The sequence below is a fragment of the Streptomyces sp. NBC_00009 genome, assembly GCF_045040855.1.
In the GTDB taxonomy this organism is placed as follows: Bacteria; Actinomycetota; Actinomycetes; order Streptomycetales; family Streptomycetaceae; genus Streptomyces; species Streptomyces aureus.
On the sequence record NZ_CP108312.1, the window covers coordinates 8,534,119 to 8,555,550 of the forward strand.

Here is a 21,432-nt window from a genome sequence, read left to right on the forward strand (position 1 = left end):
GCCGCACGGATCGAGCTGCACCTCCTGCCGTCCTACGCCCCGAGTTGGACCCCGACGGGCTGGTCAGCGCTGATACCTCGAGCGCAGCCTTCCGATGCACAGCCGAGTCTGAGAACGGGCCGAACTCGCTGCCGAAACCAGCCGGTTCCTCCACCGCCGCCAGCGCCAACCCCGCATCGTCCGCAACTACTCCCAAGGCTCTCACGTGTGTTACGCCCTGGAATAGAGAGATTTGAGCTTCGTGTCGTTGCCGGAGTCCAGGCAGTCGGTGCGGGCGGTACTTCTGCCACTCCTGTGCACACCCATTGACACTGTCCTCGGCCCCTTCATAGGGTCCGAGGTAGAGGGTATTGATACGTTTCAATTCGGCAAGCCAGGCCTGTGACTCCCGAGTTGACGCTCTTGTTGCACTTCACATCGCTCCAACTGCGCTTCCTGTCTTTCGCGGAAGTGGCAGCAGTCGTGTCCGGTTGAATCATTCAAATCCCTTCCTGGGAGCATGTGCATGAGCCTTCAGTGGCCGTTCCCGTTCCCGTTCCGGTCCAGTCTTCGGTCCGGTGTTGTCGCGACGGCCTTCGGGCTGACGCTTGCCCTTGCCCCGCCCGCGGTTGCGGACCGCGCAGGGCCCGATCACAGCCCCCAGGCGCCGGCCGGTCTCACGGTCGGTGACCGGGTCGACCCGTCGGCCGTCGACGGGGCACCCCCGTTCGGCTGGCTGCCGCGCGACGTCGACAGCGACGAGGTGCAGTCGGCGTACGAGCTGGTCGTGCGCGACAGCGCGGGGCGCACGGTCTGGGACAGCGGCAAGGTGCCCGGCGCGCGGCAGTCCTGGGTTTCCTACGCCGGTCCCGGCCTCGCGCCGGGCACGGAGTACCGCTGGACGGTGCGGACCTGGGACCGCGAGGGCGCGGTGTCGCCGTACGCGCGCCCCACGACGTTCGTCACCGGCCTCGGTGACGCGGACTGGTCGGGCGCGCAGTGGATCCGCAGGCCCGCCACCGGCAACGACGCGGACAACCAGTGGATCGCCGCCCGCAAGGTGATGCGGGTGTCCGGGGGCAGTCCGGTGACCGGTGCCCGCGTCTACACCGCCGCCGTGGGGGACTGGCAGGTCCAGGCGAACGGGCGCACGGTGCAGCGCGGCTCGTCGTACGAGTACGCGGGCGAGGGCTTCTACGACGTCGCGGAACTCAAGGGTGTCGAGGCGGGAGAGGAGCTGCCGGTCGGCGTCGTCACGCACTACTGGAACTGCAAGTGCCAGGGGCGCGCCAATGGTCCTGCCGGCCCGGAGGGTCCCGACGGTCTGCTCGTGAAGGTCGTGGTCGACCACGAGGACGGCACCCGGGACGTGATGGTGTCCGACGGCTCCTGGAAGGTGCGCCGCTACGACCCGCAGACCGTCGACACCGTGGCGTTCCGGAACAAGGACGCGGGCGACCGGGTCGAGTACTACGACGCCCGGGCGGAGTTGACGGGCTGGGACAAGGCCGGTTACGACGACGGCAGTTGGTCCGGCGCCACGGTGGTCGGCCCGCACCCGCGACCGAACCCGGCCGACTGCTCCTCGTACGCGTCCGGTTCATCACCCTGTGCCTTCACCCACCTGTCCGCGACGAACGCCCACCTGACCCGCACGGTGGTCCACCCGAAGTCCCTGCTCCGCCTCCCGGACGGCACCGTCTTCGCCGACTTCGGCAAGGTCAACTCCGCCGTTCCCTCGGTGCGCTTCCAACACGGCGTGGCAGGGTGGCAGTTGACTTTCACCACCAGCTACCGGCGCAGCAACTCCACGCTGACAGCGGCCGTACGCGCCGGGGACACCACGGTGACCCTCGCCAGTACGGGCAACCTGCACGTCGGCGACCGTGTCACCGTCGACGCCCCCGCGACCGGATACGGCGCGGGCGACCCGGAAACCCGCACTGTGACGGCGGTGGACGGGAAGACCGCCACCCTCGACCGGGCGCTTGGCAAGGACCACGCCGCCGGGAGCTGGGTGGAGAACTCCCGCGCCGGCACGTCGGCCCTCGACACCCAGGGCAGCAACATGCGCTTCTTCCACACCCAGCGGGACGGCGCCCAGGTCGCGCAGCCGTTCACGTACTGGGGCTGGCGCTATCTGCAGATCAGCGACCCCGGCGAGAAGCTGACCACCGACGACATCACGGCCGTCGTGCAGTACACCGACGCCGCCCACCCGGCCACCTTCTCCAGCAGCGACGACACCCTCGATGACGTCTTCGCGCTCATGCAGCACTCGGCGCTGCAGTCGGCGCAGAACGTCTTCCTCGACACCCCGACCCGGGAGAAGGGCCAGTTCCTCGGCGACGCCATCGACGAGTCGTACGCGACCATGGCGGCCTCCGGGGAGCGGAGCCTGACCCGGCAGGCGATCGTCTCCTTCATGAACTCCCAGGCGCGGTACTGGAAGAACGGCGCCATGAACGCCGTCTACCCCAACGGCGACGGCAAACGGGACATCCCCGACTACACCGAGATGTTCCCCGAGTGGGTGCTGCGCTACTACCGGACCACCGGCGACCGGGAGTTGCTGGCGCAGGCCCTGCCCGTGATGAAGAACATTTCCGACTACATATCGTCCGCCGTCGACAGCCGCGGTCTGGTGGCCGACCTGCCCGGCGGCAGTGGCGCGTACAAGTACGGAATCATCGACTGGCCCGCCCCCATGCGCTACGGCTACGTCACGGACGGCAACGTCAACCGCACCGTCGTCAACGCCCTCGGTGTGGGCGCGCTGCGCTCGACGGCCGAGGCCGCCGACGCCCTCGGTGACGCGGACGCCCACACCCTGTACGACGGCCGGGCGGAGCGTCTGACCGCCGCGATGCGCGCCCAGCTGCGCGACCCCGGGAGCGGCGCCTGGTCCGACGGCCTGACCGCCACCGGCAGCCGCATCGACCACGCCGGCCAGCACGCGCAGACCTTCCCTGTCGCCTACGGGGCCGCAACTGCCGCCGAATACCCGGAACTCGGCGAGCGCATCTCCGCACTCGGCATGCAGCAGGGGCCGATGACCCTGCGCACGCTGCTCGAAGCCCTGCGCGTCACCGACCGCCCGGACACCGTGGTGGATCTCCTCACCGACCCGCGCCACGACGGCCCGGCCCAGGTGCTTGCCGAGGGCGGCACCTTCCTGTGGGAGCAGTGGACCCCCGGCTGCGAGACCTCCGACTGCACCGGTGCCCAGGTGTCCCAGAGCAGCAGCGAAAGCCTCTCCCACGGGTGGGGCGGAGCAGGGATCAACGGTGTCATCGAGAGCGTCCTCGGCCTGACCGTCACCTCGCCGGGCGCCGCCACGGTCCGTATCGCCCCGGCGGACAAGGGCCTCGACCACGCCTCCGGCACGCAGTGGACCGAGCGCGGCACCGTCGGCGTGGACTGGCGCAGGAACCGCTACGGCGTGGACACCGACGTCACCGTCCCGGTCAACGTGACGGCGACCGTCGCCCTGCCGGTGGTTCCCGGCGGCGCCTACCGCGTCACGGGCCAGGTCGTTCGCTACGTCGGCATCGAGGACGGCCGGGCCGTCTACCGCGTCGGGTCCGGACACGTGTCGTTCCACGCCCGGTCCACCGACTGAACGCGGAGGCCTCGCCATGAAGCAGCACAGAAGGCAGCACAGAGAGCATCGGCGCGGCGCGCGAGCACTGGCCCGGGCCGTCCTCGGCCTGTGCACCGCCGTGGCCCTTACGGGCCTGGCGCCGGCCGGCAACTCCGCTGCCGCGACCGTGAGTTCAGGGCGTCACGCCCACGCCGTCGCGTCCACAGGCACGGTCGTGGTGGCGAAGCCCGACTCCACGCGCGTGATCCACAACGTCGGCACGTCCACCGTCACCGTGCGCCCCGGCGCGACCGTACGCCAGACACTCGGCCGCCTGACCGCATCCGACCGCTCCCGCCAGAGCCGCGCGATCGTCGACGCGTCCGGTGCCGTCCGGCGCGACGGTCCGGTCGTGGCGGGTGACCGGCTCACGGTCCGCGCCGAGGACGGCCGCTCCGAGGGGAGTTACGCGCTGGCCGTGCACGACCCGGGCGCCGCGGGGCGCGACGGCGCCTACTGGAACCAGCCGCTCTACGAGCGGATCGACTCCACCGTCAACGCCCACGTCCCGGTCTTCCCCGACCGCCGCTGCGACATCACCGACCCCGCCTACCGGTCCCAGGTCCGCCAGGTCACGGAGCGGTACGCCGTCGGGAACGAGGCCGGTGACCCCGCGGCCAAGACCTCGCCCCTGGTGTACGACTCCCAGCGGGTGTGGTTCTACGGCGACGCCGTCAACGCTGCGATCAAGGACTGCCACGACGCGGGCGGCGGCACCGTCGTCGTCCCGCCGCGAGGCTCCCTGAACGAGAACGGGGCCTACTACTCAGGCGCCATCAACCTGCTCAGCGGCGTCAACCTGCGCGTCGAGACCGGCGCCGTCGTGAAGTTCATGCGGGACAGGACCAACGAGTTCTACCCGGTCGTGCGCACCAGCTACGAAGGAACCGACCTCTACAGCTACTCGCCGCTCATCTACGCCCTGCACCAGCACGACATCGCGGTGAGCGGCGGAGGGACGCTCGACGGCCAGGAGGACATGTGGAACTGGCGCCCCTGGAAGAAGGGTTACTGGGGCGAGCTCTCGGTGGAGGACAAGGACCCGGACGGCTCCTACGGGCAGAACGGTGTTCTCAACCGCATGAACTTCGAGGACACCCCGGTCGAACAGCGCCTCTTCAGCGACGACGGCCACCTGCCGAAGACGATTCCCGTCGTCGAGGACGGCCAGGTCCGCCACGTCGCACCGCCCGCCGGGGCCAAGGCCATGAAGTCGACGTTCCGCCCCTCCTTCATCCAGCCCAACGAATCGACGAACGTACTGATCGAGGACGTGAAGATTCGCAACACGCCGTTCTGGATCGTCCATCCCCTCAGCTCGGCCGACGTCCTGATCCGCGGCCTCGACATCTACAGCGACAAGACGAAGGACTTCGAGGTCAAGGGCTGGAACAACGACGACGGCATCGACCCCGAGTCGAGCCGCGACGTGGTCATGGAGCACAACCACGTCACCGTCAGCGACGACGGTGCCGCCGTCAAGGCCGGCCGCAACGTCAACGGGCGCGAGCACCGGGCGCCGAGCGAACGCATCATCATCCGCGACTCCGACTATCGCAACGAGGCCGGGAACTCCGCCGCCATCTCCATGGGAAGCGAGATGTCGGGCGGAATCCGCGACGTCTTCATCCACGACAACGTCTTCGACGGCCACGGCATGGCCATGGCCCTGAAGATCAAGACGAATTCCACCCGCGGCGGCGCTGTGGAGAGCATCTATCTGCGCGACAGCCTGCTGCAGTACGCCGTCCGGTCCCTGGTCGAACTCGACAGCAACTACAACGAGACCGTGCCGTTCCCGAACGCGGACGCCTTCGACCCCCAGGTCCGCAACATCTATGTGGACCGTGTCGACACAGGCCCCGACATGCCGCCCGCCACGACCAGCTTCTCCTTCCGCAGCGCCGCGTCCCGCTCCCCGGTGGAGAACGTCCGCTACCGCGACTCCGTCTACCACTCGACCAGCACCCTCGCGGCGGGCTTCGCGGACAACAAGAACATCAAGGACCTCGTCGTCGACAACGTCACCTACATCAACCCGCAGACCGGCGCCACCACCCGCTACGACACCACACCGCTGCGCCTCCTCGACGCGACGCGGGCGGTCCCGGACACCGGTGACGCGACCGGCCTGACCGCGGCCGATGCCGGCCGCCCCGACACCGTCACACCGGTTCCCGGGCGCACGTTCCGGATCGCCGGCGCGATGGACCTCTCCACGGCACCCGACTTCCCGCGCACCGGCACACTGCGCATCCTCGTCGACCGCGACGACACACCCGTCCCGGTACACGTCCGGGCCGACGGCACCTTTCTCAGCGACCCCGTCGCCCTGGACGACGACCAGAGCTGGTACCGCGACCGGCACTACGTGTCCGTGAACTTCTGGGCGGACAACGGCATCGACATCAACACGAGCGTCTACCAGGTGGCCGTGTCCACCCAGCGAGGAAGGAACGGTTCATGACCGACCAGCCGCAAGTCTCCCGCAGAGCCTTCGTCGGGGGAGTCGTCGCCCTGACCTCCGCGACGCTGATGTCCCGCGTCCTGCAAGCGGAGTCGGCGGTGGCCGCCGAACCCGGTACGGACGGCACCGGCACCCGCATCGACCGGCACGCGCTGGTGTCCCGGCACCGCGTCGTCCGGCACAGCAGCGACCTCGATCTGCCCGTCCAGGTCGGCAACGGCCGGTTCGCCTTCGGCGCCGACGTGACCGGACTGCAGACCTTCGTACCGTTCAACACCCTCTCCGACTGGGGCTGGCACGCAGACGCCCTGCCGGCGGGCAAGGAGATCGCGGACTACCGGGGCACCGTCTGGGGCACGTACGGCCGCGACATCTCCTACTGGACGGACGACGACAACGAGCCCGAACTCCACAACTGGCTGCGCGAGAACCCCCACCGGGCGAACCTCGGCCGCATCGGCATGCGGCTGCTCAAGGCGGATGGGACCGAGGCGGCCGAGTCCGACCTCACGGACACCGTGCAGGAACTCGACCCGTGGACGGGCGTCCTGCGCAGCGCGTTCCGCCTCGAAGGACACCGGGTCACCGTCGAGACCGCCTGTCACCCCGGCCAGGACGCCATGGGCGTACGCATCGAGTCCGCACTCGTCCGGCTCGGGCGCCTCTCGGTCTTCCTGGACTTCCCGTACGCCACCGCGGCCGGACGCAACAAGTTCGAGGCGCCGTACGTCGGCCTCTGGGACCGCCCCGAGCTGCACACCACCGTGCTGCACCGCCGAGGCCGCACACCGGTCGTCACCCACACCATGGACGCCACCCGCTACGAGGTCGGCCTGGCGCTGTCTCCGGGCGCCCGCGTCAGCCGCAGTGATCCGGGTCGGCACCGCTACGAAGTCGTAGGCGAAGGTGACCAGTTGGACGTAGCCGCCCTCTTCGCGCCCGAGGTGCGAGGCGCCGTGCCGAGGGCCGGCGAGGTGGTGCGCCAGAGCGGGACCTGGTGGCCGCGGTTCTGGCGGACCGGCGGGGCGGTCGACCTCTCGGCGAGCGAGGACCCGCGCTGGCGCGAGCTGGAGCGCCGCATCGTCCTGAGCCAGTACCACCTGGCCGTGAACGACGCCGGCAACGACCCCGCCCAGGAGTCAGGACTCGTCAACAACGGCTGGTACGGCAAGTTCCACATGGAGATGTACTGGTGGCACGCCTTCCAGTACGCGCTCTGGAACCGTTGGCCGCTCCTGGACCGCGGCACCGACATCTACGAGCGGTTCCTGCCTACGGCGCGACGCCTCGCCACGTCCCAGGGCTTCCGCGGCGCCCGCTGGCCGAAGATGACGACGACATACGGCGACGCGATCGGCCGCGAGTCGCCCGGCACCCCGACCTGTCTGCTGATCTGGCAGCAGCCCCACCCTCTCTTCCTCGCGGAACTCGACCATCAGGCCCACCCGGGACGCAGCACCCTGCTCAAGTGGCGCGAAGTCGTCCACGAGAGTGCGGAGTTCATCGCCTCGTTCGCCCACCGCGAGGAGAGCGGCCGCTATGTCATCGGCCCGCCGATCATGTGCTGCAACGAACGCAACCCACCCGCCCAGACCCTGAACCCGGCCTTCGAACTGTCCTACTGGCGCTTCGGTCTGCGCATCGCCCAGGAGTGGCGCGAGCGCCTCGGCATGGCGCGTGAGCCGTACTGGGACGAGGTCCTCGACGGCCTGGCGCCGCTGCCCGTCGAGGACGGCGTGTATGTGCTGTACGAGGGCGTGCCCGACATGTGGACCGAGTACAACACCAACCACCCCGATCCCGTCGCGCCGTTCGGGATGCTGCCCGGTGACGGAGTCGACGTGGAGACCATGCGGGCGACGACCCAAAAGGTCCGCGAGACCTGGCCGGTCACCGACCTGTACAGCTGGGACTTCCCGCTCCTGGCGCTGAACGCCGCCCGCCTCGGCGACCCGGACTCGGCCGTGGAGTACCTGCTCCATGAGCGGTTCGGGTTCACCGGCACCGGCCTGCCCGCCAGCGGGAAGAGCGGGGTGCCGTCCCCGTACTTCCCGGCCGCCGGAGGCCTGCTCTACGCCGTCGCGATGATGTGCGCCGGCTGGCGCGACTCTCCTGGCGGCCCCGCGGGCGAGCGGGGGCGTCCCGGCCCGCGGGGCCTGGCCCCGGGATTCCCGGACCAGGGTTGGACGGTCTGTTGGGAGGGACTCACGCCCGCCTTGTGACCGCCGCCAGAACCGGTCGTCGTCCACGTCCGTAGCGGCGACAGGCCGGACGCGTCGCCTGCGGTGCCTTCGCCGCCGAGACGAGCTCCACGCCTGGGCGGCCGACCCCGACGGCACCTCGGCGGCGGTTGCCACCGAGGTGTCTGCATGGTGCTCAGCCACCTTGCCGCAATGATGTTTCTGGAGCGGTGCGACGGCGCAGCCACCGCTGGCGGAACATCAGATGCATGCGGGGCGTCGGATGTCAGGATCACCGCACAATATCGGCGGAGTCGAGGAGCTCCTCGGGATCGCCGCTGTCGTGGCGGTACTTGAAGTCGCACCCGCGGCCGCACGCGTGGTCCATGGCCATCGCATGAACAGGCCATACGCACGATGAGAGTCGTCGAGCGCGTGACTGGCCCTCGGCCAGAGGGGGCGCCAGGCAGGACCCGGCCGAAGGGGCTCAGGATGATCGAGATGGCGGATATCCGTGAGTGGCGTACACAGGACGTGATGGACGTCGGAGGGCACAAGATCGGAGTGCTTGAGGCCGTCTATGTGGACACCAGCACGGACGAGCCGTGCGCCTGCCGAAAATCTCGTCCGTGCTGGTCAAGCAGCATGTCGGTACTCGTGGAGGGTGCCGCCGAGCCGGTCGTGTCGGCGTATGTCGAGACGGGTGATTTCGTTGGGGTCGGTGATGGGTTGGGGCACTGGGCGGAGTGGAGCTGCCTGTCCCATGGCCTGGTGGGGACGGTGGGTGTTGTGATGGGTTTCGAATTCGCGCAGGACGTGGCGGAGGTGACGCTCGTTCCAGATGAGGGTGCGATCCAAGAGTTCGTGGCGGCAGGTCTGCACCCACCGCTCCAGGATCGCGTTCATGCGCGGGGTGCGGATGCCGCTGAAGGCGACCTCGATGCCGGAGTCGGCGAGGATCCGGTCGAACAAGGCGGGGAACTTCGCGTCGCGGTCTCGGATCAGGTACCGCGCCTGGGCGCCGGCATCCTCGAGGTCCATGACCAGCTTCTTCGCGGCTTGGGCGACCCAGGCCGCGTTCGGGTGCGTGGTGGTGCCGAGGACGCGGACGCGACGGGTGGCGTGTTCGATGACGGCCAGGATGTAGTGGCGTTGGCCGGTCAGGGTGACGCTTTCGATGAAGTCGCAGGCCAGCAGGGCGTCGGCCTGAGAGCGCAGGAACGCTGCCCAGGTGGTGGCGGTCCGGTCGGGGGCGGGGTCGATGCCTTGTTGTTTGAGGATTTCTCAGACGGTGGGGGCGGCGATCTTGATGCCGAGGGTGGGGAGTTCGCCGTGAACTCTGCGGTATGCCCAGTGTGGGTTCTCGCGGACCAGACGCAGGATCAGCAGGCGGATCGAGCGGACGGTGCGTGGCCGTCCGGGCCGTTTGGGGCGGGAGGTCTTGGCGTGGTGTCGCTTGACGAGGTCGCGGTGCCAGCGGAGCACGGTGTCCGGGTGGACGAGGAGCCGCGGCCGGCGCGGGACCGCGCGGGGCGGTGGTGTCAGCAGCGCGGCGAGGAAGGCTCGGTCCTCGGATCGGAACGCGGTCTTGGCGGGGCTGAGTTGTCGCTGCAGGACGGTTATCTGGTGGCGGAGCGCGAGGATCTCGATGTCTTTGTCGCGGGCGTTCATCGGCAGTAAGCGCAGCGCGGCGAAGGCGTGGGTGACGGCGAGATAGGCGAAGCGGATCAGCACAATTGGTGATCACGCCGTGTCCAGGGAGCGTGGCCGGGGAACGGGGTTGTGACCTGCACGGACGATATTTCCGTCAGGCGCAGGGCGCCGATGTGGTGATGGTCGTCGCCCCGTACTACGAGACGCTGCGCTACCTGCGTACCGTCGCCGACTCCGTGGCCATCCCGGTGATGCTCTACAACATCCCGGACGCCACCAGCGTCAACCTCGACCCCGACACCGTCGGCAAGCTCGCCCGCGAGCAGGAGAACATCCGCTACATCAAGGACACCAGCGCCGACATGGCGCAGGCCGGGCAGCTCATCCACCGCCACGGCGACGTCATCGACACGTTCCTCGGCTGGGACAGCCTGCTGCTCGCCTCGGTCGCCGAAGGCGCCGCCGGTGTCATGGCGGGCACGGCCAACGTGATGGCCGCCGACCTCGTCGGCGTCCACCAGGCGCTCACCGACAGCGACTTGGCCCTCGCGCGCGAGCGCTGGGCGCGCATCTACCCGCTGATGGACACCCTGATGACTGGCGGCCCTTTCATCCAGGGCGTGCGCGCCGCAATGGAGGAGATCGGCCTGCCGGTCGGCCCACCGCGCGAGCCGCTGCTGCCGGTCGACGACGCCCACCGCCGCCGTATCGCTGCCGCTGTCGCGGACCTGCCGCACCTGACCGTCCGCGACTGACGTACCAGAAGGAGCGTCAGGGGAGCGGTCGGGGTGGGTCTGCTTCCAAAGCAGTCGGTCCTCGAGATGGATCAGGACCGGGGCACCGGTCGCGTCCGCCAGGGCGGGGGCGGCGTCGATGTGGTCGTCGTGTCCGTGCGTGCAGACGATGGCCTTGAGCCGCCGGTCCCCGATGGCCTCGGCGATGGCTCCGGCATCGTGTGCCGCGTCTATGACGATCACTTCTTCGTCATCGCCCACGATCCAGACATTGTTGTCCACCTCCCATGTGCCGCCGTCCAGACTGAAGGTGCCGGACGTGACGAGGTGCTCGACGCGCGGGCCGCCGCCCGTCACAGGGTCACCACCGAGCGCAGCACGTCGCCCTTGTGCATCCGGGCGAAGGCGTCCTCGACGTCCTCCAGGGCGATGGTCTCCGATACGAACGCGTCGAGATCCAGGCGGCCTTGAAGGTAGAGGTCGATGAGCAGAGGGAAGTCGCGCGACGGCAGGCAGTCGCCGTACCAGCTCGACTTCAGTGACCCGCCGCGGCCGAAGACGTCAAGGAGGGACAGCTCCAGTGTCATCTCGGGGGTCGGTACTCCGACGAGCACGACCGTTCCGGCCAAGTCGCGGGCGTACAAGGCCTGTTGATACGTCTCCGGTCGGCCGACGGCGTCGATGACCACGTCCGCGCCGAAGCCGCCGGTCAGTTCGCGGATCGCCTCGATCGCGTCGGTCTCCCGCGAGTTGACCGTGTGCGTGGCGCCCAGGGTGGTGGCCGTCGCAAGCTTACGGTCGTCGAGATCCACGGCGATGATCTTCGCAGCGCCCGCGAGGCGGGCGCCTGCCACGGCCGCGTCACCGACCCCGCCGCAGCCGATGACGGCCACAGAGTCGCCTCGGGTGACCCCTCCGGTGTTGATCGCGGCGCCGAGCCCCGCCATGACGCCGCAACCCAACAGGCCCGCGGCCGCGGGTGACGCGGCCGGGTCGACCTTGGTGCACTGTCCGGCGGCGACGAGGGTCTTCTCCGCGAACGCACCGATACCCAGGGCGGGGGTGAGCTCGGTGCCGTCGGCCAGCGTCATCTTCTGTCGCGCGTTGTGCGTGTCGAAGCAGTACTGGGGGCGCCCACGCCGGCAGGCCCGGCAACGCCCGCACACCGCACGCCAGTTGAGGATGACAAAGTCACCCGGAGCCACGTCGGTGACGTCGGCGCCCACCGACTCCACCACGCCCGCCGCCTCGTGTCCCAGGAGGAATGGGAACTCGTCGTTGATCCCGCCCTCGCGGTAGTGCAGGTCGGTGTGGCACACCCCGCAGGACTGGATCCGTACCACCGCCTCGCCCGGGCCCGGATCGGGGATCAGGATGGTCTCGATGGCGACGGGCTCGCCCTTCGCCCGTGCGACAACTCCACGTACGTGCTGAGGCATTGCGCAGTCCTCTCGAGTGGTGCAGGTGAGTAGTTCTGTGGGTACAGACAGGGATGGTCAGGCGGCCGGACGGACGCGTACCGGCAGGGACTCCCACGCGCGCAAAGTGTTGTTGGCGTGCCGGCGCGGTGCGCCCGTCAGCTCGAACGACTCGACTCGGCGGGCCAGGGCGGTCAGCAACGCCTCCGCCTCCAGGCGGGCTACGTGCTGTCCGATGCACTGGTGGATGCCCATGCCGAAGCCGACCTGACCGGACGGGTCACGTGTGAGGTCGAAGCGGTCGGGCTCGCTCCAGCGGTCCGGGTCGCGGTTGGCGGCGCCGAGGAACATGAGGATCTTCGTGCCCTCCGGGATGGTGGTGCCGGCGATCGTGACATCGGTGGTGGCGGTACGGAAGAACGTCTGCACCGGAGACTGCCACCGCACTGCCTCGTCGAAGGCGACCCGCGCCAACTCCGGACGCTCGCGAAGCCGTTGCCATTCCTGTGGGTGTGTGGCGAACGCGTAGAGGCAGGCGGCCAGGCCGTGCACGGTCGTGTCCACTCCCGCGCTGAGCAGTGACCGCACGACCAACGGAGCCTGCACGTAGGTGAGTTCACCACGGTCGGCGGCTGCCCAGATCTCGGCGCCGAATCCGTCCGCCGTCAGGGCCTCGCGTGCGCACTGGGCATTGACCCATGCTCCCAGCGCGGCAGCGCGGTGCGCGTCGGCGGCAACGAGGTCGTTGCGCGGGCCGAACGCGTTGAAGGCCATGTTGCCGTACGGCAGGAGGTTCTCCCGGCCGTCGGGCCCCAGGCCCACGGCATCTGGGAAGGCCCGCAGCGGGAACGCCTCCGCCAGTGCCGTGAAGGCGTCGAACTCCGGCCCGCCCTCGAGGACTTGGTCCACCAGTTCATCCGCCGTCGCGGCCCAGGTGTCGCGCAGGCGGCGCAGTGCGGGCGGGGCGAGGATCTCGCGCAGGACCCGGCGTGGCGCGTCGTGCAGGGGAGGGTCGGCTTCGAGGAGCAGGCTCGGTACGCGCCAGGGTTCCTCGTGGCGGAAGTTCGCCAGGCCCACGCCCGACCCCGACTCGAAGTGCTGCCAGTCCACCAGCGCGGCGTGCACCTGCTCGTAGCGGGCGAGCGCGTGGACGTCATAGCGGGAGAGACGCACGACGGGGCCGGCCTCGCGCAGCGCCTGATGCAGGGGATCGGGGTTCAGCAGGTGCTCGTGGGCGAACGGGTCGGCGTCGCTGACGGGCGTCGCCACGGCACGTGCGGGTGCCTCGGTCATCGCGGCTCCAAGAGGATGAGTGGGAAGGGGGGTGCGGCTCGGACGGGCCTCGCGGCCCTCACAGATCGAGGACGAGACGATCCCCGCACGACCGCGACACGCACACGAACATGCAGTCGTTCGCGGCCCGTTGGTGATCCGTGAGGATCGAGTCCCGGTGGTCCGGCTGCCCTGCGGCGACCGGTGTCAGACAGGTTCCGCAAGTGCCCTGCTCGCAGGACGACAGGACGTCCACGCAGGCCTCCCGGATCGCCTGCAGCACGGAGACGTCGCGGGGAACGGTGACGGTGCGCCCGCTACGCCGCAGTTCGACCTCGAAGGCCGCGTCCCGCACCGGCGCTGCTTGATCGGCGGCGGTGAAGCGTTCGGTGTGCAGGGCGTACGGAGCCCATGACGCGCAGGCACTTTCCACCGCGGCAAGCAGCGGGGCAGGACCGCAGCAGTACCCCTTTGTGCCCGGGAGCTCAGTGCCGAGCCAGGCTTCGAGGTCCAGAAGTCCGAGCTCGTCCTGCGGAACAATGTGCACCCGCGAGCCGTAAGCCGCCGCGAGCTCATCACGGAAGGCCATCGAGGCGCGGGTTCGCCCGCCGTACAACAACTGCCAATCCAGGCCGAGGAGTTCGGCCTGGCGCACCATCGGCAGCAGGGGAGTGATCCCGATGCCGCCCGCGACGAAGAGGTACCTCTCCGACGGCACCAGGGGGAAGTGATTGCGCGGCCCGCCGACGCCGACCCGGTCACCCGGCCGCAGCCGGTCGTGCACGTACGCGGATCCCCCGCGCCCGTCAGGTTCCCTAAGGACGGCGACCCGGTACGTGTACGCGTCCCACCGGTCACCGCACAACGAGTACTGCCGGGTCGTCCCCTCCGGCAGTACTAGATCGATATGGGAGCCCGGCGTCCAGTCCGGCAGCCGTCCGCCGTCCGGATGCGTGAGGGTGAGGGACACGACGCCCTCGGCCACCCGCTCCTTCGCGGCGACGGTCAACGACACCGCGTTCCTTGTTCCCGGCCGACTCTTGTCGGGGCCGGGAACGGCATTCACAACCACGCTGGTTCCGACCACGTTGTCGCCTTCCGTCGTTGGGTTTCAGGAAGGATGCGTGGGCCGCGGTGGAGGGCGCGACGCCATTCTCAATGAGTGAGAGAAGAATTCTCCGCTCGCTCAAGCGGCGCTCACCCCGATGTCGGTGCCCCCAGGGCACGGGAGATACCGCGTGCGGCGGTGCGGACCACGGGGACGACGGATGTGGCTCCGGTCTCGTTCGGGACGATCACCGACAGTGTGGCCAGCACCTTCCCCCGGCTGTTCCGCACCGGAGCCGCGATGCCCAGGGCGTCCGGGTGTACGTATCCGGGACAGCACGCGTATCCCTGCTGCCGGACGTCCGCGAGCACGGCGCGCAGTTGCGGCGCGGTGGCGGGCGTGGCCTCGGTATAGCGGTGGAGGGGTTCGGCGAGGACCCGATCGCGCAAGTCTGCAGATCCGTGGGCGAGCAGGACCAGACCGCTGGACGAGGCGTGCAACGGCAGACGGCCCGCGATGCGGGTGTAGTTGATGACCGCGCCAGGCGCGCTCAGCCGCTCCACGAACAGCACATCGTCGCCGTCGAGGACGCCCAACTGCACGTGGTGGCCCACCACGTCGTGGACGCCCTCCATGAAGGGCATGGCGGTGTCGCGCAGAGACAGTGCGGGCGAGGCGCGCGTCACCAGCTCCCACATGCGCATGCCGATGCGTACCCGCCGGTCCGCGTCGCGTGCGAGAAAACCGTGCGAGACCAATTCGGCGACCAGCCGCGATGCGGTCGCCATGTGCAGGCCCGTACGCCGGGAGATCTCCGAGACGGTCAGGGCCGGCTCCTCGGGCGTGAACGCCTCGAAGATCCGCACGGCCCGGGCCAGTACCGACTCGCCGTTCTGTGACTTCACGTGGCCATCATCGGATTCCTGCCGGGAGCGTCAAGATCCCGACGCGATTTCGGTTCACGTGGAGGACGCGTCTCGGCGTCACATCGCAGCCCACCCGTCGTCCACGGGGAGCACCGCGCCGTTGACGCGGCCTCGTCCGAGGCGAGGAAGACGATGGGGGCCGCCTGCTGCTCGGCCTCGAGCATGTGCGGAAGCGCGGCCCGGGTTAGTTGGAAGGGAACGGTCAGGTTGATCCGCATGACGAGCACCCACTCGGTGTCGTCGTTTTGGCGGGCCCACGCGATGCGTCGGCCGCTGGGCAGCGTGAACAGGGACGGTGCCAACGTCTCGCGGGTCCTCACCGACCAGAGCACGTACGACCGCACCGTCCTCTACGACACCTTCGACGTGACCAGGCTGGTGCGGTCGGGAGGGTAGTGGCGCCGGGATGTCGGGCGCGGTGTTCACCTGTGCCAGGTGACTTCGGAGTGGCGCAGGCGTATGTACGGGAGGATCGGGATGGGGGTGACGGTTCCCTGCAACACGGAGACGGAGATGTGGGTGCCCGCGCAGGGCAAAGAGGCCGCGCGTCCCAGGGCGTCGCGTACGCACGGGACGATGCCTCGGGGAGCGCGCAGTGCCGCCTGTATCGGGCGACGACGCGTGTCTGCCGCTTCAACGCTGCCTCGGGCTACGGCAGTTGGGCCCGCCCGCAGTCGGTGCGAACGGGCACTCCACGTGGCTCTTACGAGGTCAGGCGGTTGTCGCAGGGCCGGGCGGCAGGTGGACCGTCATGATCAGGTGGCAGGTTTTGGTGCCCGCACCGCGGTAGGTGTGGGTGGCGTCGCCGTCGAAGGTGGCGGTCTGTCCGGCTTCCACGGGGTGCTCGGTGCCGTCGACGGTCAGAATCATCTGCCCTGAGGTGACGCTGACGGTTTCGACGACCCCGGCCTGGTGGGGGTGGCTGGGGTATTCCTCGCCGGGTTCCAGTCGCCAGCGCCAGACCTCGACCGGGGCCGGTCCTGAGGTCGTCAGCATGAGCCGGGCCTCGCTGCCCCGTTCTCCGGCCCACAGCGGCATCACGGCGTCGGCGTCCACGACGCGGACGCGTCCTTCGGCCGGTCCTTCCATCAGGGCGGATACCGAGACGCCGAGTGTGTCGGCCAGCCGGACCAGGGTGGCGAAGTTCGGGTTGCCCTGTGCCTTCTCCAGTCCGACCAGGGCCCCCTTGCTGACCTTGGCGCGCCGGCCGAGTTCGTCCAGGGACAGGCCCGCACGGGTGCGGGCCGCCCTGACGTTGTGGGCGAGTGTCCGCAGGGCTGCCTCTGTCTCGGCCATCCCCTCACCATCCTCACAGTGGTCCACTGGAATGCACCGCACGGTCGTTTGGTTGACCGGATCGGTCGTTTCATCGTACGGTTTAGTCGTTCCACTGAATAGTAAGGGATGTACCCGTGATCGCTCTGCTGCTGGCTCTGGGCAGCTCACTCGCCTACGGATGCGCCGACTTCCTCGGCGGCCTCGGTGCCCGAAAGGCGCACGTTCTGCGCACCGTGATGGTCGCCGCCCCGGCCAGCCTCGCGGTCGAGCTGCTGCTGTGGCCGGTCCTCGGCGCGTCGTTCAGCCCGGCCGCGCTCGGCTGGGGTGCCGCCTCCGGTGTCGCCTCGGCCGCCGCGTTCGCCCTGCTCTACAAGACCCTGGCCATCGGCCCCATGAACGTGCTGTCCCCGGTCACCGCGCTGGTGTCCGCCGCACTGCCCGTCGGCGTGGGCCTGATGCAGGGCGAGCGCCTGGGTATGGCCGGACTTCTGGGCCTGCCGCTCGCGCTGGTGGCGGTGGTGCTGGTCAGCGCCGGGCGTGGCGCGGGCTCCGCGCGACCTTCCCGAACGGCGCTGCTGCTGGCCTTGGGTGCGGGCGCCGCGATCGCCCTCCAGCTGATCTTCCTGCACCAGGCGCCGTCGGACAGCGGGGTGGCCCCGCTGGTCATCGGCAGGGCGGTCTCCTCCGCGGTCACCCTGGCCGCGGCCGGGATCATGCACCGCAGGCTCGGCCCCGAGAAGCCCGCCTACGCCATGTCGGCCGGCGCGGGCGTGCTGGACTCGCTGGCGAACCTGCTGTTCCTCCTCGCCGCCCGCAGCGGAGACCTCACCGTCGTCGCCGTGATCACCGCCCTCTACCCGGCCGGCACCGTCCTGCTCGCCCGCAAGGTGCTCGCCGAACGCATCCACCGCGGTCAGCTCGTCGGCCTGGGCACCGCCGCCGTCGCCGTCAGCCTCCTCGCCCTCACCTGAGCGATCCCACAGTCAAGGAGAGACACATGTTCATCCAGCCCTGGGACGCCGGCCTGGACGACGCCGAATGGCAGACCTGGATCGCCGATGGCCACGAATTCGGACAGCTCAGCGTCAACGGCCTGCCCGGCCAGCCGCCCACCGTCGTCCCCACCCACTTCACTTCCGACGGCAACCAGCTCCTTATCCACCTTGCCCGGCCCAACCCGGTCTGGAAGGCGATCGAGCACGATCCGAACGTCACCTTCACTGTCATCGGCGACTACGCCTTCATTCCCGGCCCCTGGCGCGCCAAGCCCGACACCCCGCCCACCGACGGCGTGCCCACCAGCTACTACGCCGCCGTCCAGTTCACCTGCCACGCCCACATCGTCGACGACCTCGAGGCCAAGGCCGAGCTGCTGCGCCGCCAGCTCGCCCACTTCCAGCCCGACGGCGACCACGGCCCCGTCGCCGTCGACCAGCCGCCTTACGGCCGGATGCTGCCCGGCATCCGCGGCCTGCGCATGGAAGTCACCGACGTGCGGGCCAAGTTCAAGTACGACGACCACAAGCCCGTCGAGCACCGCACCGCCGTCGCCGACCGCCTTACCGGACGTGGCCAGGGCCTGGATGCGCCCACCGCGCGCCAGCAGCTCCGACGCCTGGACCGCATCGGCCCCTGGAAGCCCTGACCACCACCCCACGCCATAGGAAACGGAACCCCGCCCATGACCGCCTTCGGCATCAGCCCCGCCGTCGCAGACGCCTTCCCCGACACCCTCATCGCCCTGGTCACCGCCACCGGCGTGCACGGCCACGAACCCTGGCCCCACACGGCCGCCGCTCTGGAGAACCTGGAGCAGCAGCTCGCCGACGGCTCCTGGCAGCCCACCGACGAGACTGACCCGCGCATCGAGGCGTGGCACGCCGCCTACCGCTCCTTCGGCACCAATCCCCGCCGCATCCGCCCCAGCGTCGACGCGCTCGGCCGCCGCTTCGTCAAGAAGGGCACCCTGCCGCGCATCAATCCGGCCGTCGACTCCTACAACGCCGTCTCCGTCCGCCACGGCCTGCCCGCCGGCGCCTTCGACCTGGACCATGTCACCGGCGACGTCGACATTCGCCATGCAGACGGCAGCGAGGAGTTCACCCCGCTCGGCGAACCCGACACCATCGAGAACCCCAAGCCCGGCGAGATCATCTACACCGACACCACCGGCGTCCTGACCCGCCACTGGAACCACCGCGACGCTCACCGCACCCGCGTCACCGAGGACTCCACCCACGTCGCCTTCGTCCTCGAAACCCTCCGGGCCGACCGCGACGGCCACCTCCTCAAGACCGCCGCGCACGAGCTGCAGGGCCTGCTCCTTCCGCACGCCGAGCAAACCCGGGTGTACTACCTCAGCCCGGATCAGCCCCAGGCAGGAGCCTGAGTCCCGACGGCCAGCTCCAGCACGGTCGCCGGCGTCCCGGTCGGCATGGAGGCCCGGGGCGAAACCATCTCCGGGCCTCGGGGGAGCCACCCGTCTGCGCTGCCGAGGCACCTTCCTCGCGGCGCCGGTCTTCCTCGTCCCATTTCCTCGGCAACCCGCTTGATCGACTCGTTTCCGGCGTCGACGTCATAGGTGCCAAGAACCACGTACGGGCTGGTCACGCCGTATGTTGGTACTCGTGCTGGATGCCGCCCAGGCGGTCGTGTCGATGCCCAGTCACCGTTTGAAGACGGCGACGCTGCGGGCGGGAACCGTGAAGGTCCCCGAACCGGCCTTGTAGGAGGAGGCCGACTTCACCGCCGTCGGCCTGTACCGGGTGCAGGCAGTACGCCGTCCCCGTGGCGTCCTTGAGGACCTGGGACCGGACCGGGTGACACGGGCCGAATGGGCCCGCACCATCGCGGACGCACTCAGTGCCCCACCCCAACTGGTGATCCCCGTGCCCAAGGACGGGACCCGCTATGCCTCCCGGCCGGAGAACGCCTGCCTCTCCAGCGACCTCCTGCCGTTCATGCCGTGCATGCGCGGCATCCGGATCCAAGGCGTCCAAGACGGCGCGCGTTCTTTGGCTGCCGCCTTCCGGGCGGCGTCATAGCCGACGCTCGCACCCGGACCGCAAGGCCGCGCTTCGGTCCCGCCCGGCCTGCTCGGCATGGTTCGGCAGGCGGAGCAGGCCAGGCCGGACGCTGCCCATGGACGGCCGAGCAGAACAGGACGGCCGCCCGCCCTGGACGGACTCCTCGGCCGGCCGGGCCGGACACGGGGTCACCCCGGTTCGCCTTGGGCACGCCAAGGTCCGGATGCTGCCAGGCCCGACCATCCCGAATCCGCCGTGCTGTTGTCGACGTGCGCCAGGGAGCGCGTGACACCCACCAGCCAGAAAGAATTGCTGAAAGTTTCTGCAAGTGATTGCCGGAGTGGGAAGCGACTGTTTGACTCGCCTGGCGACAGGCAACAACGGCCCGGGCGCTGGGCAGCTCTCAGCGATCAGGCAGAAGCCGCCCTGGATCAGGCACCACCATCCGCACCGCGAACTGCGGGGCGGACCACTGCGCGCCCCCGTTCCGTGACCGGCCTGGCAACCCCTTTCAGCCCGAGAGGAACACCATGAGCATCGAGATCGACGTCCTCGTCCTGGGGGGCGCCGGCGTGGACACGATCGTGCACGTCCCCGAACTGCCCCTATCGTTCGCCGACAGCTACATGATCCAGCCAGGTATCCGGACACGCGCGGGACAGAGCGGCGACTTCGTCGCCCTGGGGGTGAGCAGCCTGGGACTGCGTACGCACCACCTCGACCTGATCGGCGACGACCACGAGGGCGAACTCGTCCGCGCTTTCCACCGGGACCAGGGCATCGCGTTCACCACGAGCCTCCAGCCCGAGGGCACTAAACGAGCGGTCAACCTCGTCGGCCCCGACGGGCGAAGGCTGTCCCTGTACGACGACACCCGCTCGCAGGAGACAGACCGGCTCCCCGAAGCGACGGTCCGGGAACTGGCCGCCGCGAGTCGTCACGCGCACGTCGTCATCACCCACCCGTGCGCGTTCACACTGCCCACGCTGCGCGAAGCCGGCGTGACCATCTCCACCGACCTGCACAACTGGGACGGTATGAACCCCTATCACGAGGTATTCGCCTACGAGGCCGACCTCGTCTTCCTGTCCACCACCGCCCTGGCCGACCCCGAGCGGACCATGCGCCGGATCGTCGAGCGAGGCCGTGCCCGGGCGGTCATCGCCACGGACGGGGCGGACGGGGCGTATCTCCTGGTCGATGGCGAGCTGTCACACATCCCCGCCGTCACACCCCCGGCACCGGTCGTGGACTCCAACGGCGCAGGCGACGCATTCGCGTCCGCCTTCCTCTACGGCTGGCTGAACGGCGAGCCTGCTGAGCGCTGCGGCCTGTACGGCGCGGTGGCCGGAGCCCATGCCTGCACCGTGCCGTCGATGCGTACCGACAGCATCACACGCGACGAACTCCACTCCCGCCTCGCGGAGTTGCCATGTGATGCGGCGCCCGCCGAGCACCGCGCCGAAGAAGCGGGACGGCACGGATGAGCGCCGCCACGCGAACATCCGGTTACGACGTCGTCGTCCTGGGCGGAGGAGTCGCCGGCTGCGTGTTGGCCGCACGCTGGTCATACCGGCCAGCCTCGCGAGCACATGGCATTACGGTCAGTTAGCCCTCCACGGAAATTGAGCCAGAACCGGTTCTCGCGAACAAAGCCAGAGGATGGACTGGTTCCTGCTGCTCCCGTGATTCCTACGGTGCCACCGCCGTCCCCAAGGAGGTGCCCAGGGGACGGCCCACTCGGCACCCACCCCGCGTGTTCGCCTGACCCCGAAGGCCGCACCCACGAAAACACGAGCCTGGATACG

The 21,432-nt window shown here is 69.6% G+C and carries 15 protein-coding genes and 3 pseudogenes; 11 read left to right on the plus strand and 7 right to left on the minus strand.

Features of this window, described 5'->3' with window-relative positions; all coding sequences use genetic code 11:
- Positions 1-505: 505 nt before the first annotated feature.
- From OHA58_RS38840 to OHA58_RS38855, 4 genes and pseudogenes are all read left to right on the plus strand, one after another.
- Complete coding sequence (locus OHA58_RS38840; RefSeq protein WP_405475678.1) at positions 506-3,601, plus strand: alpha-L-rhamnosidase N-terminal domain-containing protein; 3,096 nt, start codon at positions 506-508, stop codon at positions 3,599-3,601.
- Positions 3,602-3,617: 16 nt separating this feature from the next.
- Positions 3,618-6,089: a glycoside hydrolase family 28 protein gene (locus OHA58_RS38845; RefSeq protein WP_405475675.1), complete on the plus strand. Its 2,472-nt coding sequence runs from the start codon at positions 3,618-3,620 to the stop codon at positions 6,087-6,089.
- Positions 6,086-8,311, plus strand: a complete 2,226-nt coding sequence (locus OHA58_RS38850; protein ID WP_405475672.1) for a hypothetical protein — start codon at positions 6,086-6,088, stop codon at positions 8,309-8,311. Before OHA58_RS38845 ends, OHA58_RS38850 begins: the two co-directional genes overlap by 4 nt.
- Before the next feature lie 450 nt (positions 8,312-8,761).
- Positions 8,762-8,875, plus strand: a pseudogene (locus OHA58_RS38855) (PRC-barrel domain containing protein); the annotation flags it as partial.
- 30 nt (positions 8,876-8,905) lie between these two features.
- Here the strand turns inward: OHA58_RS38855 and OHA58_RS38860 are convergent.
- A pseudogene (locus tag OHA58_RS38860) lies at positions 8,906-10,003 on the minus strand (integrase core domain-containing protein).
- Positions 10,004-10,101: 98 nt separating this feature from the next.
- Between OHA58_RS38860 and OHA58_RS38865 the strand changes: the two are divergent.
- On the plus strand, positions 10,102-10,677 hold the full coding sequence (locus OHA58_RS38865; RefSeq protein ID WP_405475669.1) for a dihydrodipicolinate synthase family protein: 576 nt from the start codon (positions 10,102-10,104) through the stop codon (positions 10,675-10,677).
- On the opposite strand, the pseudogene OHA58_RS38870 reads toward OHA58_RS38865, so the two are convergent.
- The 5 genes and pseudogenes from OHA58_RS38870 to OHA58_RS38890 all read right to left on the minus strand — a co-directional run.
- A pseudogene (locus OHA58_RS38870) lies at positions 10,660-11,013 on the minus strand (MBL fold metallo-hydrolase); the annotation flags it as partial. The gene OHA58_RS38865 and the pseudogene OHA58_RS38870 sit on opposite strands and share 18 nt — an antisense overlap.
- Positions 11,010-12,095: an S-(hydroxymethyl)mycothiol dehydrogenase gene (locus tag OHA58_RS38875; RefSeq protein ID WP_405475666.1), complete on the minus strand. Its 1,086-nt coding sequence runs from the start codon at positions 12,093-12,095 to the stop codon at positions 11,010-11,012. The pseudogene OHA58_RS38870 and the gene OHA58_RS38875, both read right to left, overlap by 4 nt.
- 57 nt (positions 12,096-12,152) lie before the next feature.
- Positions 12,153-13,367, minus strand: coding sequence for a cytochrome P450 (locus OHA58_RS38880; RefSeq protein ID WP_405475663.1), 1,215 nt, complete (start codon positions 13,365-13,367; stop codon positions 12,153-12,155).
- A 58-nt stretch (positions 13,368-13,425) separates the two neighbouring features.
- Entirely contained in the window at positions 13,426-14,361 is a 936-nt protein-coding gene (locus OHA58_RS38885) for a PDR/VanB family oxidoreductase (protein ID WP_405475660.1), read from the minus strand.
- Positions 14,362-14,543: 182 nt separating this feature from the next.
- Positions 14,544-15,299: an IclR family transcriptional regulator gene (locus OHA58_RS38890; protein ID WP_405475658.1), complete on the minus strand. Its 756-nt coding sequence runs from the start codon at positions 15,297-15,299 to the stop codon at positions 14,544-14,546.
- A 237-nt stretch (positions 15,300-15,536) separates the two neighbouring features.
- Between OHA58_RS38890 and OHA58_RS38895 the strand changes: the two genes are divergently transcribed.
- Entirely contained in the window at positions 15,537-15,716 is a 180-nt protein-coding gene (locus OHA58_RS38895) for a hypothetical protein (RefSeq protein ID WP_405475655.1), read from the plus strand.
- Between the two features lie 315 nt (positions 15,717-16,031).
- On the opposite strand, the gene OHA58_RS38900 is transcribed toward OHA58_RS38895, so the two are convergent.
- Positions 16,032-16,616 carry a helix-turn-helix domain-containing protein gene (locus OHA58_RS38900; RefSeq protein ID WP_405475653.1) on the minus strand — a complete coding sequence of 195 codons (585 nt, stop codon included), beginning with the start codon at positions 16,614-16,616 and terminating at the stop codon, positions 16,032-16,034.
- A 116-nt stretch (positions 16,617-16,732) separates the two neighbouring features.
- Between OHA58_RS38900 and OHA58_RS38905 the strand changes: the two genes are divergently transcribed.
- The 5 genes from OHA58_RS38905 (at position 16,733) to OHA58_RS38925 (ending at position 21,111) form a co-directional block, all read left to right on the plus strand.
- Entirely contained in the window at positions 16,733-17,569 is an 837-nt protein-coding gene (locus OHA58_RS38905) for an EamA family transporter (protein ID WP_405475650.1), read from the plus strand.
- A gap of 26 nt (positions 17,570-17,595) precedes the next feature.
- Positions 17,596-18,243, plus strand: coding sequence for an FMN-binding negative transcriptional regulator (locus tag OHA58_RS38910; protein ID WP_405475647.1), 648 nt, complete (start codon positions 17,596-17,598; stop codon positions 18,241-18,243).
- A gap of 36 nt (positions 18,244-18,279) precedes the next feature.
- Positions 18,280-18,987, plus strand: a complete 708-nt coding sequence (locus OHA58_RS38915) for a B3/4 domain-containing protein (protein WP_405475644.1) — start codon at positions 18,280-18,282, stop codon at positions 18,985-18,987.
- Positions 18,988-19,417: 430 nt separating this feature from the next.
- Positions 19,418-19,642 carry a hypothetical protein gene (locus tag OHA58_RS38920; RefSeq protein ID WP_405475641.1) on the plus strand — a complete coding sequence of 75 codons (225 nt, stop codon included), beginning with the start codon at positions 19,418-19,420 and terminating at the stop codon, positions 19,640-19,642.
- A gap of 512 nt (positions 19,643-20,154) precedes the next feature.
- Positions 20,155-21,111, plus strand: coding sequence for an adenosine kinase (locus OHA58_RS38925; RefSeq protein ID WP_405475638.1), 957 nt, complete (start codon positions 20,155-20,157; stop codon positions 21,109-21,111).
- The last annotated feature ends 321 nt before the right edge of the window (positions 21,112-21,432 follow it).